Genomic DNA, 17189 nt, shown 5'->3' with positions numbered 1-17189 from the left:
TCGTAGGCCAATACAGGGGTGTTTGGATAATTTTTAACCAAAACATTTTAATCTATGAAAATTAATTTACTGAGGCAAATTTGGTTTATGTCTAGACTAACCATGTATGGGCTACTTTTGCAAACGGTACTTTTTAATTGCCTTTTGGCCAAAGACAGCAAAGCCCAACTCAAAAGTATCAGCGAGATCACCGTGTCGCTTAAGACCGATGACCTTAGACTTGGCGAAGTATTCGATGAAATTGAACGGGAAACGGGTTTTTCCTTCATTTACAGCAAAGAAGTTGTTAACGATAGGCAACGGTTAACCGGCAATATTTCCAAGATGAGTTTGGAAGACGCGCTTCAGTTGATTTGTCAGCAAACGGGCGTAGGCTTTAAGCGGATCAACAACAACATATACGTAAATCAGGATAAAGCTTGGTTGGAAAAATTCCGGAAGGACCAAAAGGCCATGCAGACAGGGGAGGTAACCGTGATAGGTACAGTGATCTCTTCTGATGAGAATGCGGGCCTGCCCGGCGTTAGCGTAGTGGTAAAAGGGACTAACAAGGGAGTTATCACCGATCTGGACGGCAAGTATACGATCAAAGTGAATAAAGAGGATATACTGCGCTTCACTTATATCGGATTTAAGGCACAGGAAGTACAAGTGGGTAACTTGACGAAGATCGATATTGTATTGGAGGCCGATTATGCCCAGCTTGGCGAAGTGGTGGTGGTTGGTTACGGTACGCAGAAAAAGGCTAGCCTTACGGGTGCCGTTTCCGCCATCAGCCAAGACAAAATAACCAAAAGGCCTGTGGCCTCCACTGGAAAAGCTTTGCAGGGTTTGGCTCCGGGCTTGATCGTGGTAGACCGCGGTGGTATGGCTGGAAGCGAAGACTTCAATATGCAAATTCGAGGAAATACGTCGCTTTCCGGAAGCAGCAAGCCTTTGGTGTATATCGATGGGGTGGAGCAAAGTATGAACGATATAAACCCGAACGATATCGCCTCGATTTCTATCTTGAAAGACGCCGCCTCCACTGCCATGTACGGTTCCAGGGGAGCGAACGGCGTTATTCTCATTACGACCAAACGCGCCGAGGAAGCGGGGTTAAGCCTCTCTTATAATGCCTATTATTCTGTTCAGACTGTGGCCAAGTTGCCGGAGAAAGTAGGGATCAGAGACTATATGACGTTATACAACGAGGCTTTTGAAAATGACGGCCAACCTAAACCGTTTACCGATGAGGATATTGAAAATACCGTAAACGGAGTTGATCCGATCAGATGGCCAAATACCGACTGGCATGACGTGATATTTAGGGATGCTCCCCAGCAAAGCCACTCGCTTAGCGCAATGGGCGGAAGCGAAAAGGTGAAGTTTAATTTGGGGCTGAATTTCTTGGACCAGGAAGGTGTTCTTGTTTCCAATAATAAGCTTAAGCGTTACGGTGTCCGACTCAATACCGACTATCAACTTACGGATAAATTAAGCGCCCGTATCGATTTGAATATGAGGCGGAAAGAATGGAGTGAGCCGAGGAATGCCGGAACTGTTTTTTGGAGGCTTTTCCATGACATGCCGCCATGGGGATTGCCGAAACTTCCCGACGGAAGGTACGGAACATCTATTCCCGGAAATAACCAGTTAGCCCGTCTTGAAAGTGGCAGAAAAGATCAGGTGGAGGACTATCGTCTGTTTAACGCCCATTTGGAATATAAGATTTTGGATGGCCTTACCATTGTGGGCGAATACATGAACAGGACAACGGATTTGTCCGATAAGCGCTTCCAGAAAGCCGTAAAGCTGTATAATTGGAACGGAACATTTGCAAAGGACCTAATCAGTAATAACGGTACTTTTCACCAACAAAAACAATGGCGGAGCGTACAGTTGCGAGGCCTTTTGCGCTATGAGAAAACGTGGGGGAAACATAGCCTGAATGCGTTGGCCGGTGTTGAACGGATTTCCGACGATTACCAATGGCTAAGCGCTAGCCGGTCAAACGCTTATAATGACGAGCTGACCGTAATTGCGGCGGGAGACTCCGAAACCGACGGAAACGGAGGTAACGAGAACTCCTTGCGCATCGGTTCATACCTCGGCCGAATCAACTACAGCTTTGCCGACAAGTATTTGTTGGAAGCCAATTTCCGTTACGACGGTTCTTCACGTTTTGCCCAAGGCGATACACGTTGGGGATTCTTCCCTTCATTCTCCGCTGGTTGGAGAGTCTCCGAAGAGTCGTTTATGAAAGATATATCTTGGTTGGAGGAATTCAAGCTTCGCGGTTCATACGGCGCCACGGGCAAGCAAGACAATATTAACTATTGGCAATACATTTCCGATGTTGCGATTAGTAACAGCTATGCCTTCGGGCGCGACGATAAAGCCGCCTTGGGTGCATGGCAGTCTCGTCTTGGAAACGAATCGATCACTTGGGAGCGAACGGATATCCTTGACTTGGGTCTCGACCTCGAACTTTTTGAAGGTAAACTCGGAATCGTATTCGATTATTATGTGAAAAATACGAAAGACGTACTCAATGATCGTGTACCGATACCGGAGACTGTAGGTTTTAACCGTCCTGCCGTAAACGCTGGCGAAATCGAAAACCGAGGATGGGAGCTGTCCATTACGCATCGCAATACCGTTTCCGATGATTTTAGCTATAGCGCTACCTTCAATATTTCTGATAATACGAATGAAGTGAAAGACCTTAGGGGAACAGGCCCGTATGTTTCCGGATGGACAATTGCGCAAGTGGGCCGTCCGCTTTGGGCACTTTGGGGATACCAAACTAACGGATTCTATAAGAATCAAGACGACGTAAAGAATTCGCCATTATTGGATACGAACACGATCCCTGGTGATGTGAAATACGTGGACAGAAACAAAGACGGAAAAATAAACGGCGATGACAAAATGTATCTTGGCGACGCCAGTCCGCATTTTCCCGTTGCGCTTAACTTGAACCTCAAGTATAAGAATTTCGATTTGAATATGTTCTGGCAGGGGCTTTTACAGCAGAAAGCCTATATGGAAGGCGCCCTGACCGAGGGTCCAAACTACGGAAACTTCACGCATAAGGATATGCTAGGGCGCTGGACTCCGGAGACAGCCGAAACGGCCACTTGGCCTGTTCTCCGGAAGAATTCATGGAAAAGCCAAGTGCCTTCCGATTTCTGGATCAGGAAAGCCGGTTATATGAGGCTGAAGAATATTCAAATCGGCTATTCGCTTCCTAAAGATCTTGTTGAGAAGCTTCACCTTCAGCGTGTTCGCTTTTACGTAAGTGGAGACAACTTGCTGACATTCTCGCAAGAGGAATTGATCGATCCGGAATTCAGGCCGGGCCGTGTCAACTACCACCCTCAGACAAAGCAGTATCTGGTAGGCTTGAACGTTAACTTTTAAATCTGGCTAAAAATGAAAAGAATATTATTTGCGATAGCCTGCGCTTTGGTGTTTACGGCGTGTGGCGACGAATTCTTCGAAACGGCGCCCAAGGATAAGCTTTCGGATCTCTCTTTTTGGAAAACCGAGAAGGACTTCACTTTGGCGGTCAACGCTCTTTATCCGTATATGGAAGGGGCTGGAAATATAGGTTTGGAAGCGATGTCGGACAACGCTGTACGAAACCAGAACTGGAACGCCGATTACGAAGTGTCTAACGGATCAGGCACGGATGAGAACAGTATTTTCTTTAACGAATGGAAGAATAACTATAGGGGAATATCCCGGGCCAATACGATAATAGAGCGAATAGCTGACGCTGAAATCGACGAAAGCGCAAAGACAGGCCTAAACGCCCAAGCCAGGTTCTTCAGGGCGTATCTCCATTTCCGTATGGCTTTTCTGTTCGGTGACGCACCTTTAATTCAAAAACCGATAACCATAGACGAAGGACGTTCGCTCACCAAAACCTCGCAAGCGGAGCTTTACTCATTCGTCTTCTCGGAATTGGACGCTGCTGAAAATAACCTTCCGGAATCATATTCAGATCAGGATTACGGACGAATTACAAAAGGAGCCGTTCAGGCTATAAAAGCTCGTTTTTATCTGTATGTCGGGAATTGGGAAAAAGCCAAAACGGAGGCCGGGAAGGTTATGGGAAACACGATGTATTCGTTGGATCCCGATTTGTCTTATTCCGAATTATTCCTTTATAAAGGCGAAAATAGTAAAGAGCATATTCTGCAGCATCAGTACGTTCGAGACGCTCATGAGTGCGGAACTTACGGTTACGCTCCGATTGTGGCCGGTGGAGGCTCGCGTATCTCTCCATTGAGAAGCCTTTACGATTCTTATCTATGTACAGACGGTTTGCCAATTGCCGATTCACCTCTTTATGATCCGGCTAATAGCGCAAAAAATCGAGATCCGAGACTCACAGCGACTCTTTTGACAAACGGAAGTATGTTCGGAGACAAAAAGTTCGATTCATTGGATGATCCCGATAGCCCTGATTACCGTGGAAAAGGTTTTGACGCTACCCGAACGGGCCTTAACGTCAGAAAGCATATTAATGTGGAGGACTTTTCTGATAACAGAAAATCCCATTGTGATTTCGCCGTAATCCGTTTTGCGGAAATATTACTCACGTATGCGGAGGCGAAAGTCGAGCTTAATCAACTGGACGCTTCGGTTTACCAATCGATCAACAAACTACGTAAACGGGTGAATATGCCTGAAGTGACGGACGGTAAGACACAAGACGAATTGCGGAAAATCGTTCGGTTGGAGCGTAGGGTAGAGCTTGCTTTGGAAGGCCATCGTTTCTGGGATATCCGGCGTTGGAAAGCTTCGGAAGAAGTTATGAATACGGATATCTTTGGAATGGACGTTAACGGAAAACCTCTTTTTGTCGCCACTAGGAAATTCAACCCGGCAAGGGATTACTTGTATCCGATTCCTCGAAAAGAATTGGAGTTGAACAAAAACCTTTTGCCTCAGAATAATCTGTATTAATCCATAAAAAAAGAAAAACCGGAGACAGGACTCAAAAAGGGTCCACTCCGGTTTTATTTATAGATAACACAGATTGTGGTCTTGGATTTTCTAATTTTTAAGCCTCGGTTTTTACCTTTTAAAAACCATTTGTTTGGTTGAGATACTTTGTCCCTCTAGGTGAAGAATATAAAGCCCGGCAGTAATGATGTTGTCAGCCAAACTGATTTCCACTAAACCTTCGCTGTCACTTTTTGTGGAGGTTTCTAATACCACTGTCCCTGAAGATCCGATTAGGCGTATACTGATCTCTTGCTCCGGATTATCTGTTAGCTGGACACTTAATCTATCGTTAAAAGGGTTAGGGGAGACAACAGGCCTTTTCTTTTCATTAATCATTTCCTTGGAAGTAATCAGAAGAGAAAAAGGCTCCTCAAACGAACCGTGAATGCCATTTGCGTCAAAGTCTATATTTTCTTTTACAGTATAGATTATTTCGTTTTCGCTATCAAATAGTTGAAAGCTAACGGGGATCTTTTCCGTATTTCCTAAAACAGGTAATAAATATATTGTGGAGGAATTCGTAACCGAAGGCGAAGCGAATCCTCTTATGGTTTCTCCAATATTCGCGAAAAGAATTTCGGAACCGTTTAGTCCGAATTCATCAGCGTTTTCGATTGTCGTTATCATCGACATATTCCGCTCGTATTTCCTTCTTTCCAAAGGGGCTTTCTCAGGCAATAAAAGGGAATAATCTGATGATTTATCTTTCCGATCAGCAGGGGTGGAAGCGTTTAACGGAAAACGCAAGGTTGCGTTCCTGTTTAAATGAATCATATAGCCGTTAAACGGATTCATAGTTTGTAATCCGCCTACCCAGCCGTCTGTTTCGCTATAAACGGAAACGGCGTCATGACTTTTGATTAAGTCGCCGTTTTCTGGGTTAATAGAAGCCAATGCGTCCTTAACCGACATGGATTCTTGCGGAATAAATCCCACGTAATTCCACCCGGTTTTTAATTCGATTGAATAATCACTTACCGAAGCGGGCGGAGCGGTAACCGAAAATGAGGACCCGGCAGACAAACGTAATCGATACATGGACCGAACGTCGATACCGGGTCCCCGGGAGAGCGTCCCTTCCCATCCCGTTTCTTCAGAATAAAGATCAAAGCCGTTTTGTCCGATAATGATATCTGATTTTTGGCCAAGACCGTTTAGAATATCGTTGGTTTTGGTTGATCCTTCGAATGTTTGGTTAAAGGAAATCCAGTTCCAGCCTTCTTCCAAATCCATTGTAGAGGTAATAGCTTCTTTATTAATCGATACGTTTACCGTCCATTCGGTCTCGTACCGATATTTGTTTTTGATAATATAAGTTACCGTTTCGTTGAAATCATTTATTGTCGTACCGCTAGTTTGCGCTATATCGTTGACAAAAGCCGAATAGGTATTGTCCTTAAATGAAAATATTGCGATCAAATTCGTTAAATCGGTATTTACGGGAACTTTGGCCGTTACCGTATGGTTAATTTTATCCAAAACGATTTCTACATCGTCGATTCCTTTGAAGCTGAAACTTTCGAAGTCAGAAACCTTATCGTTTTTATCTACATTGGTAAACAGGTACGGTTCTTTAAAATTCCCTAATACGCTGTTTGCCGAAAACTCTTCGGTAGTGAAAAGCGAATAGGTTTCGTCTTTATCAGCGTCATAAAAACGAAATGTTATTTTTTCACCTGAAGATTCGTTACTCCGAATTTGTAACAAAACAAAATAACGGTCAAAGGCATCGATATAAATAGGGCGGGTAACCCCCCGGCATTCTTCGCCTACAAAAGCGGCGAGCATATGGTTTTCGCCCCGAATTTCCTGATCGAATATTTCCACTATTCCCGTTATTGCCATATCGTTGGAATAGTCGTTCGGGTTCACTTGCCAATCGGGTGTTTGGCTAAATGCGCCAAACGAAACCAATAGCGACAGAAAAAGAAGAATTGAATTTTTCATAGAGCCGTGCATTTGGCGAAAATTTAGATTTTGAAATGTAGCGTAGGCCTCCCTAAAAGGGCAGGGGGAGCGCCTACGCTTGGGGGCAGAAAATTATTTTTTGATGATTAATCGTTTTTCGAATACTCCGTCACCTTCTACCAACAGCATATACGTTCCGGTAGGAATATCATTTCCGAAGTCGATAACGGCTATTCCTGACAAGTCGGTTTTGGTCGGTATTTCGGCAAGTTTTTCTCCCAGCATCGAATAAAGGCTAACCCGAACGGAATTGCTTCCGAAACCGTTTAAGGTGATTTGAATTCTGTTCTCAAACGGGTTAGGAGCGATGGTCATATTCTCTTGTTCAGGAGAAATCCCGGTTATTGTATTTTTGAGATTTAGAACAAGCGTTTCGTTCACCGAACCGACTATGGCGTTTTTAGAAAAAGAGATTTCCTCCACCACTTCGTATTCATTTCCGGTACTGCGGTCCAATAATTTGAAATGAAGCTTTTCGTCGTTTTGATTTCCAAGAATCGGCAGAGTGAAGATTTTGTCTCCATTCTCCAATTCGGTGAAATCGGTAGCGCCTTTTATCAAATCATTTGTTTCGGCAATCAATACAAGGTTTTCGCTGTTCAGTTGCTCAATCCCGTTTACGCTGGCGATTACCGACATATTATGCTCGTAGCTTGTCCGGTTTGGAATCATATCGGCAAACGATTCGATTTGGTCCTCCGAAGCTTTCCGTGCGGTACTGCTTAGTGCGTTTCTCGGGAAGGCGATTGTCCCTTCATGTGTTGAGAAAAGCATATAGCCGGCGTTCGGTTCCAGACGTTTCAGGCTTCCTATCCAGCCCAATGATTCCGTATACATCGCGAAAGCGTCATGGCTTTTGACTAAATCACCTTCGGAAGGTTGGTAAGAAGCCAGAGCTTCGGTTACGGTCATTTTCATTTGCGGAACGAAGCCGATCATGTTCCAACCTGTTTTTACAGAAATCTTATAATCATCTACCGATACTGGCGTGCCGTTCAGTTTCAGATCGGATCCTTCTGTCAAACGTATGCGGTACATCTTTCCGATCTGTAATCCATCGCCGGTAGTTAAGATTCCCATCCAGCCTAGGCCGTCCGTATAGAGATCGTAACCGTTTTGCCCAATGATGATATCGGAATCCGAGCCGATGTCGGTCAGGATATCGTTGACTTTGGACATTTTCGGGTTGTAGAGGTTAAACGATATCCAGTTCCATCCCGATTCCAAAGCCAGATCGTTGGCGATGTCTTCGCCCGCTTCGATTTTGATAGGGGAGAGGACGGTTCCCACAATCTTGTTCGGTTCGAAAGTCAAAGCCGGCGTCACGTTTTCGTGAACGCTGTTTTTGCTGGCGTCCCAGATGCGGAGCTCGATGTTTTCGGTGTTTACAGCGTCGTTGCTGTAAATGTTCAGGAACACTTCATAGGCGTCCAGGGCGTCGATGTAGCGGACGTTGGCCACACCACGGCACTGGCCATCGACAAAGGCTGCAACCATATCGTCTTCGTCGGCCGAGACGATCCCGTCGATGATCAGTTGGCCGTAGACGTTCATCGTATATTCGAAGTCTTTTTCGTCGACCGTCCAGCTAGGTTTGGCGCCGGTTACTTTGACTTTCAGATTCAGTTTTTCATCAAATCCGAGCGCCGTAGAGAGGTTGATGCCCTGCTCATAGTAACCGATATTCAAACCTTCGACGATTTCGAAATTCAATTCCAAATTGCTGTTCGGCTGAATGGTGCCGCTTGGGGCGTCGACATTGATCCATGAAGGAAGATTTTCCAAATCATAGTCATGGGCCACGCCGCCTTTGTTAACAATACTGACGGTGAAGGCTTTTCCTTGACCTTCCTCCAGTTCGAAGCTAAGGGCGTCGTCTTGCCAAACCACTTGGTTTTGCTGTACGTATGCCGTCCAAATAGCCGGTGAGAGCATGCGGTTTCCGTAAAGATCCTGCACGTCTTTCACGCTGATTTCGAGCACTTGCCCTTCGATGCGGTAGGCGTCGACGATCGGCGTGATGATGATCTCACGATCGCTGACTACGAAGTCGAAAGGAATATCTTGAACCGGGCGCACGTCTTTGATCGCAGGACCGGAAGCGCTGTAAGTGTCGCCTGAGTTGGCTGTAGCTACGAAGTCGTTGCTCAAAACATCCGAATCCAATTGGTCTTCCAAAGAAGGTTTCAAGAGGATGGCCCCTTGCTGGTTGATGTACGCTTCGAACGGATAGTAAGCGAGAAGTCCAATCTCATCGCCTTTGAGTTTGGCGTGACGATAGAGCTCAAGATGCTTGGCCGTGCGGGCGCTGTTCCAGATTCTTACTTCGTCCATCTGACCTTTGAAATGCTGGTCGGTGACGACTGAAAGCGAATTGTTAGTGTTCAGTCTGCGTTGGCGCGCGCCTAATTGGAAGCTCGCTCCGGCAAGGCCCGAAAGGCTTGATCCCGGAATCTGATCTGCCAATTCACCGTCTATAATTACTTTGGCGTTGGCGCGACGATCGACAGTCAAGGCGAAATGGTGCCAGTCGTTGTCGAAATGATTGTCGCGCACCGCTGTCCATATATATCCGTTGTTTTTGATGGTAATCTGTCCCGTGGCGTCGGCCTGGATGTCCATGCCGTACACAGGGTTGATTTCCTCATTGGCGTTCACTTCACCACTGCCGTGAGAGAAGAGGCTGACCGTTGCGGTCGGCTTCTCGCCTTTGAACCAGAATTCGAGTGTCAGGTCGGTCTCTTTCGTGATCGCGACGTTTCCGCCGTTGATGTCGACACGCTGTGAAACACCGTCGAAGGCGAAGGCCTGTCCGGCAGGCTCCAAGAACCAAGTGGCGTTGACATTGGCGTGGCGTCCGGCGGCTTTGTCTTCGGCTATATTGCCTATGCCGGCGTCCAATGGCCAGTAGGCGTACAGTCCGATTTCGTTGCCCGAGAGCGTCTTGCTCATGTTCTCGTACACTTGACCGATGCTCAAGGCTCTGTCCCAGATGCGCAGTTCATGCGCTTTGGCGTTCATGTTTCTGCCCGATTCCGAAGCGCTTTTGCCGAAGGCCGCGTTTTCGGTGTTTACGGAGTTGAAGTTGATGTCCGTTTGGTCCAGAACCTTTTTGTCGTCCCCAAACACCAAGAACTGTCCCGTTTCGATATTGAAGCTGAATGCCCAGTGGTGCCATCCGTTTTCAGGATAGGTTACCGTATAGACTGGTGTAGGGTCAACATCAAAGGTATTCGAACCGAGCGTGGTTTTGATCTTATCGTTTTCGAATGCGAATTCGATCTTATCATCACCCGTTCCTTTTGAGAAGATCACGCCTTCGGTGCCGATGTCCCTTCTTAACCAGAATTCGATGGTGAAGGACTTGTTGTTCAATGACAAGGCAGGCAAGTCTACAAAGTCATCTGCGCCGTCGAGTTGCAAGCCTACGCTGTGCGATAGGTCCGCTCCGTTGAGCACGCCTCGCAGGCGGATGTTGTTGTCCCTGACAAGGCTTGCGACGATGTCTTCGTTGAAGGTGATCTTCATATCATCATGCGCCTCCAAGATGCCGTCGGTAGGAGATGCTTTACCGAACGGCCTTGGTGTGGCGCGGTCAATACGACCAAGCGCCCAATCGGTCTCGGTCACGGAGCCGTCTTTGCAGAAAGCCCGTGCCCGGACCTGGTATTCACGATCTGTCAGGTCGGTGATATCCCAAACAAAAGTTTCGGCGGGATCGTCCAACGGGGCCTTTTCTCCGTTGTACTCTTGATATGCGACGGAGTTCTCATCCGTGAAAAACGCTTTTACCACTATCGGGTCCCCACTCAGACTTTTATATTGAAAGTCCACTCTTTCTAACGTCGCATGATTGAGACTGTAACCGTCCAAAGTTACTGTCGCCTTATTGTCGTCGTTATAATTGATAATCCAATTCTCGTCAAAATTCGCAAGGTTAACCTCCGAACAAGCAGGCACGAAGTGGGCCGAGACATAAACGGTATCGGCGATGTCTTCCTGGCTGTCCATCGGGTTGAACTGGCATTGCGAATGCAGAATTATTCCTATGCTGTCGTATTCCAAAATCCCTGAAGGGCCTTTCTGAATTGTCAGCGTTTTGTTTACCGTCTCCCAAGCCGGGACGAGGAACGAACGCTCGGCGGTGAGGCCGTCGATAAGCACGATGGCTCCGTCGGGGTTCGTATCCTCGGCTATGGAGATGTCATACCACATGTCCGTATTCGATTCGCTTTCGTTCTGAAGATTCAGCGTAAATACGGCTTGTTCCGTCTCTAGCACATTCGAACGCAGGGCCGGAGCCACGTCTAGTTTCGGATTCTCACGGCGTAGGGTGGCGGTGTGCAACTGTGTCGCCTGATTGTTTACCGTATAGAACGACGCTACCTCTTCGCCTTCGTACGGGCAACGACTTTGACCGCCACGGACCGAGAAAATAGGGCTGGAGATTCGGAAACCTGAGATGTCTAAGTCCTTTTTGATGCCGTCTTGTTTGTCATAAATCTCCATTTGGTTTTGGAGCACGTCACTCATCTCGTAAATGAAGTATCCAGCGTCTACCAAAAAGCCTGCTGTGGCTAAGAAACTATGCGATTTTGAGGTGTATTTCTCGGCTAGTTTCACAGCCAAAGTCTTTACGCCTACACCTGCCGTTCCGATTCCGGCACGAGCAAATTGATATTCTATAAAGGCTTTTTTCTTCTGGAGAAAACCTGAAAAGCGACTTCTGTTTAGAAGAGAGATACCAGAAGTGTTTTTTACGTCGATACTGTAATAATCGCCCTCGTCACGCTCGTCGATTACGTACCCGAACTTCACGTTGTGGTTGATCGATTTCTCTTTTCCATGCGACAAGTTAAGGCCAACGTTAAAGTCGTTTTTCATCGAATACCCCTTGCCGTTCAGTTGCACGCCAAAGGCTGCGTTCCAAGTAAAACGGATCAGACGCGAGCTTCTCCAGTTCTGTTCTGACGTATAGCTTTCTTCGATTTCCTCAGATATTTTTCCTCCCGAACCATCTATAGAGAGGTTTTTCAAGGTTTCCGCCTCGATTTTTTCCGCTTCGTTAGTTTCCAAAGCGTTCATCCATTGCGTGATCTGGTCATTGACGAAAGCCACAGAGTCCATCTCATCGCTTGTACCATTGAAGGTATAGGAGATCGTGTTCGGATCAAGGTGCGGATTTGCCGTTTTGTATTCGTCCAAACTCGAATTCTCATTATCAAGGCCGTAGAATTGGTGGCCATAAGGGAAATTCGAAGTGTATTTGTCAGAAGCCAAAAGCCTGTCGCGCAATACCATCAGTTCCGGCAAAAGCTCTTCGACGATATGCTTTTGCGAGTAGATGAAATAAGTGGCGGTATTACCTTCGTCGATAGCGTAACCGTCGATGATCCCCAAGGCCATGTCACTGCCGGCCAGATCCAGATAATCCAAACCATTGTCTATGCAATAGCTCTTTGGAATGATCTTCAGCGTCTTGGTTTTCGTGATGAAGGCGTTGTAAGCCTTACCGATATAAAGGTCGGCGTCAGAGCCAACGTCTTCAGGATCGGAGCTGGTTTCGATACGCTCCTGGAATGTCCATTGCTCTGAATATTTACCTTCGTCATCGAATCCACGTTCGATGGCCAATCCGATCTCAGAGTCCAATTGATAACGGCTTTCGATAACCGGACCGGCCAAGCCACCGCCAGCGCCGAGGTACATGCCGTTATGCCAGGTTTGATTCAAAGCCGTATGCGTGTCGGCGTTTACGCTCCAAGTCTCAGTCTTCGTAAAACTTGATCCTTTTTCAATAAAGGCGTAACTGTTACTTCCCGGAGGGTCGCGCAATACCATTTCGACCACCTCGGGTCCGTATGACACGAAGTCCGTGCCTTCCAGTGGTTTAGCTCCGAGAACATATGCCCTGAAAGGATTGTTCTCGCGCCATTTATATCCGATGCCGTCTATCTTGGCGTCAACTTCAAAGCTTTTGGTGTATGACTTGTCGCCGTCTTTGGCAAGGTTTGGAAGCCCCGCGCGGAATGAGTAGGCGAAGAGTCCCGTATCGTCCGTTTTGCCTTCTTGGCCCGTCGGTTGGAAAGCGATACCGTCGGTCACCGTAATTTCGGCGCCTTCTACAGGCACGCGGTCTACAACCGGGCCGTCGGGGTGATTCGGGTTTTCATAAGTTTGGTACACATATACGTTGGCTTCATATGTCTTAGGCGACTGGAAAACCGCATACGGGAAGGGGTTGCTTCCGCTGATGTCCAAAGTGTCTTGAAGACCGGTGACTTGATTCGAGAATATCAATAATGAATCTCCATTGAACGGCGAATGATTCTTACCGTACACGTGTATCTGAGGGCGTTCCTGAATTATGTAATTCAGTTTATGATGATAATCGAATGTTCTTACATCATAACTTACGGCGCCGGATTCCGAAGTCACTTCCGTGCTGTCTTTGGCCTGTAAAACGTCCAGTGAATAACGAAGATCGACTACGGCCAAGTCTTCTGGATCAAGCGAATAGTCGTTGTTGCCGACTTGTTGCACGACCCATTGTTCAGGCAACATTTCGATGGTGAATTCACCCGTATATTCATCGGTAGTGACGCTTACCTGATCATAAACCTGTTTGTCTATTAAGTCAAGATCGTAGCCTTCCTTCTGAAGTTTAAATTTAAGATTCGATATGCCGATGTTGTTGAGCGAGAGACCGAAACCGATTTCTTTGTCGCCTTCACGGCTACCGCCCACAATACGTCCCGCTACGAGAATTTTTGTGCTGTCGGTGAAGTTTACGGTCAAATCATCAGTGAACTCGTGGAGTTCTATATCGCCGAATTCGTTGACAGGAGGGTACACCCCGTCGGCAAAATAATGCCCGTCTTTTTGGACCGAAATGTAGTGATATCCGATCGGAACACTGATTTCGTAATTACCTTCGGCGTCCGTTCGGACAGGCTTTTTATCGAAGCCCAAGGCCTGCTCTCCGTCCACGAGAACTTCAACGCCTTCAACCGGAACTTCGCTGTTCAGGTAAGTGACTTTACCGCGTACGCTGAATGACGAGATGTCGGTGAAGTCCATGCCGTTGTGCGTCTGGGCACCGTCGCCGATGTAGATCGAACGGGAAGAAGGCTCGAACTCGTGCTGACCGAAAGCGGCCGTCACTCGGAAGATTTCGCCGTTGGAAGCGTAAGGGATATAATCGGCCGTATAGTCGCCATAACCGTCAGTTGTAGCGATTACACCCAGTTTAGAAGTCTCAGGAATATCGTTGTTGAAGCTTACGCCGTTGCCAAAGCTGGCGTCGTTCTTATTATAATCGGTGCCAATGTGTGAGGCGTCGTAGATTTTGCTTCCAACACCTTCATCACAACGGTAGTAGAAAGTCAGCCCGTCTTCATTCCCGCTGAGGAAACGGCGGTAGCTCTGTTTGATTTCTTCAGCAGTAAGCGGACGATCCCAAAGGCGGATTTCGTCCATATAACCCGTGAAGAGGTTCTGGGCTTCGTTAGAGCTGTAATTACCGCGGCCGATTTTCACTTTTTGACTTGTGTAACCCGAGCGGCTGGCTTTGTAGTTAGAGCCTGAAGTGCTGATCTGCTCGCCGTCCAGAAAGACTTTATAGTCTACGGAAGTGCCTGATTTATAATCGTAAGAAAGTGCGATATGATGCCAAGCGTTGTCGTTTATCACCGTATCGGTTCTGATGTAACCGCATCCGTTACCCACAAAGGTTAGCTTGCCCTCATTATCAAGATACAATACCTTCTCTCCGCCTTCCCAGCGTGTATCACCGTCCGAGTTACCGAAAATGCCGACCTTAGTCGAAGATGTTTTGATCCAGGTTTCGAAAGTAAAATCACTCTTGCCCGGACGCATGAACTCTTTGTTTGTGTTCACGAAGCCAGTTCCGTCGAAATAAAGGCTCTTTCCGGCACTTTCGCTCTGCTGTTCGAAGTTTACGGTTACGCCTTCTACAGGATTACCGCCAGCGTATTCAACGTGGCCGTTGGCTACGCCAAATGGAATCATAAAGCCGAGATCGGAAGGCTCGTTGGTGTAGATGATATTGTCGTTACAAGCTACTTCGCCCGCTACTTTGTAATTGTAAAACTGTCCGCCGAGCGCCGTTTCGTCGTCGAAGATCAAGTCATTGTCGACTACTTTGATAAGCTTGTAATCGACTTTTTCGGCGTCTGTACGATAGATTCTGAATCGGTCGATTTCCGAAAGCGATCCGTCCACTTCCCATTCCAAACGAACGCTGTTCGGGTAGTATCCTTTCGATACTTCGAGGTCTGTAATCTTGTTGGAAAGGTCACGCGTTAGGTTGCCTGTCTTATCGACCGGAGAAAAAACACCGTCTGTAGCGCATTCGTTTTTCGAAGCGATAGAGTAGCGGTATGACTGGCAAGATTCGACATCGGAATCGGTATATGAAGTTGTACCTAATCCAAGATCGATGCTTGTTTCATCTGATCCGTCAGATTTAGACTTTCTTAATATCCAGCTATCCGCATTATTATTTGACGGATTTGCCCAAGTAAGCTTGATTTCACCTTTAGGAACATCTTCCGTAATGGCGAAATTGGTAGGGTATTCCGGAGTCTTAGAAGTTCTGCCTTTTACCGCCGACGTCAAAGTACCACTTACCGAACATCCGTTGGCGCCTGTGCCGTAGGCTTGTACTTTATAATAGATGTCACGCTCTACGCTTTGGTTTGTATGAGTAAAGTTGCGCTCGTCACCGTCCAAAGAAGAGGTAACCGTGGAAGCGCCACTGAAATTACTGTTGTATGAGCGATAGATCCTCCATTTCGGTGGCGAGTCGGTGGCGGTCCAGTTCAGCTCTACGCCTTTGTCGCAACGATCGTCCGAAACGGTGAAATTCGCAGGTGCCCCGTATTGTTCTTTGATCGAACCGTAATTCGTATAGCCTTGATCATCAGAATAATACTTGACTCCGTTTACTTTCCAGTAAGTACGCAGGCGGTATTTGATCTTGTCGCCGGGCTCCACGCCTGTGTCTTTATAATAGGACGAGGTGCCCGCATAGATTTCTGAATTATAATTATCCTTGCTTCTAGAGAGTGAGTAATAGACGTCGTTTCCGGTTTCGTAACCGAATGAGCTACTCGCAACTGAGGCCCAGTCGACGTCTATGTCACTCGTTTGACAAGTGTTAGCGTCAAAATCGATGTTGAACGCACTGCTTATGAATGATGGAGGCTTGATGGGAGGGTAAACGTCTTTGATGCGCGTTTTGCTGTTGTTGTTTACCGGAGCGTCATATTTGCCCATCACATCATCGATAGTTACTTTATCGCTGTTGATGTGCTGCTTGGTTCCGTGGTAGTAACGTACCAAATTGCCCCACTCAGGGTGCGCTTTGTTGACCTCTTCATCGTAGTATTTTCTTACTTCCGACGAGGTCAGAGCGGTTTTCCACACACGGACTTCGGAAACGTAAGCCTTGCCCTTTATACCGAAAACAGATGTGGCGCCGATGTAGCAGTTGCCGTCGCCACTTTGGTTATTTTCTTTTGGGTATAAGTCTGTTACCCTACTGCCATTGACCGTAAGGCTAGTGTTGATCACACGCTCGCCGTTGATGTATACTTGAACCAACGAAGATCCATTGTAAACGAAGGCTACGTGCACCCAATTGTTCAGGAAATTAACCGACGAGTTGGCGTTCAGAGTCCAGTACCATTTACCGATGTCGCCATTGGTTTCGACTCTGAAGATATTGCCTTCTTGATAGGCGAATGAGATGCGGTTTCGGCCTGTGTTGAAATCGAAGAAGTTGAAATCGTTGGCGTTGTTGGACTGCAATTTCACGTACATTTCTACGGAAAATGCAGTTTCTTCAACCCCCATTCCTCTGTTAGAATCTTTGTCATTAAGTCTAAACCAGGAACCTTCTCCCGCTGACGAGATATCGACTGCCGCGTTTCTGTTTTGTGCGCTCACCGAATTCGATAAGCATGTAAACAGCGTAAACAGCATCAATATTCTGCTTGCCAACCGCATAGTGCGTTGGTTTTTAGCAAACACATTTGATGAACCCTTTCTCATTGTTGCTCTGTTTATTTTAGACGTTCGGATAGCCGCTTTACTTTCGGGTTTATTTCATCGAAGATTAACTGCGATGAATTATCTCCGACTTAAGTATGCTTCAGCCACGTGGCATAAAGCTTTCGGCTACTTGCTGTCACTAA

General features: G+C 46.8%; 4 protein-coding genes. 2 read left to right on the top strand and 2 right to left on the bottom strand.

Features of this window, described 5'->3' with window-relative positions:
- The first annotated feature begins 54 nt into the window (after positions 1-54).
- On the top strand, positions 55-3405 hold the full coding sequence (locus tag AABK39_RS10130) for a SusC/RagA family TonB-linked outer membrane protein (RefSeq protein ID WP_338391225.1): 3351 nt from the start codon (positions 55-57) through the stop codon (positions 3403-3405).
- A 12-nt stretch (positions 3406-3417) separates the two neighbouring features.
- Positions 3418-4959 (top strand): RagB/SusD family nutrient uptake outer membrane protein, encoded by a 1542-nt coding sequence (locus tag AABK39_RS10125; RefSeq protein WP_338391224.1) that lies wholly within the window; start codon positions 3418-3420, stop codon positions 4957-4959.
- 111 nt (positions 4960-5070) lie between these two features.
- Here the strand turns inward: AABK39_RS10125 and AABK39_RS10120 are convergent, their stop codons facing one another.
- A complete protein-coding gene (locus AABK39_RS10120) occupies positions 5071-6948 on the bottom strand; it encodes a T9SS type A sorting domain-containing protein (protein WP_338391223.1) in 1878 nt (625 codons plus the stop codon).
- Between the two features lie 93 nt (positions 6949-7041).
- Positions 7042-17001 (bottom strand): LamG-like jellyroll fold domain-containing protein, encoded by a 9960-nt coding sequence (locus AABK39_RS10115; RefSeq protein WP_338391222.1) that lies wholly within the window; start codon positions 16999-17001, stop codon positions 7042-7044.
- Positions 17002-17189 lie beyond the last annotated feature (188 nt).

The sequence above is a fragment of the Fulvitalea axinellae genome (genome assembly GCF_036492835.1).
Lineage (GTDB): Bacteria > Bacteroidota > Bacteroidia > Cytophagales > Cyclobacteriaceae > Fulvitalea > Fulvitalea axinellae.
This window is presented reverse-complemented; position numbering and strand designations above follow the sequence as displayed.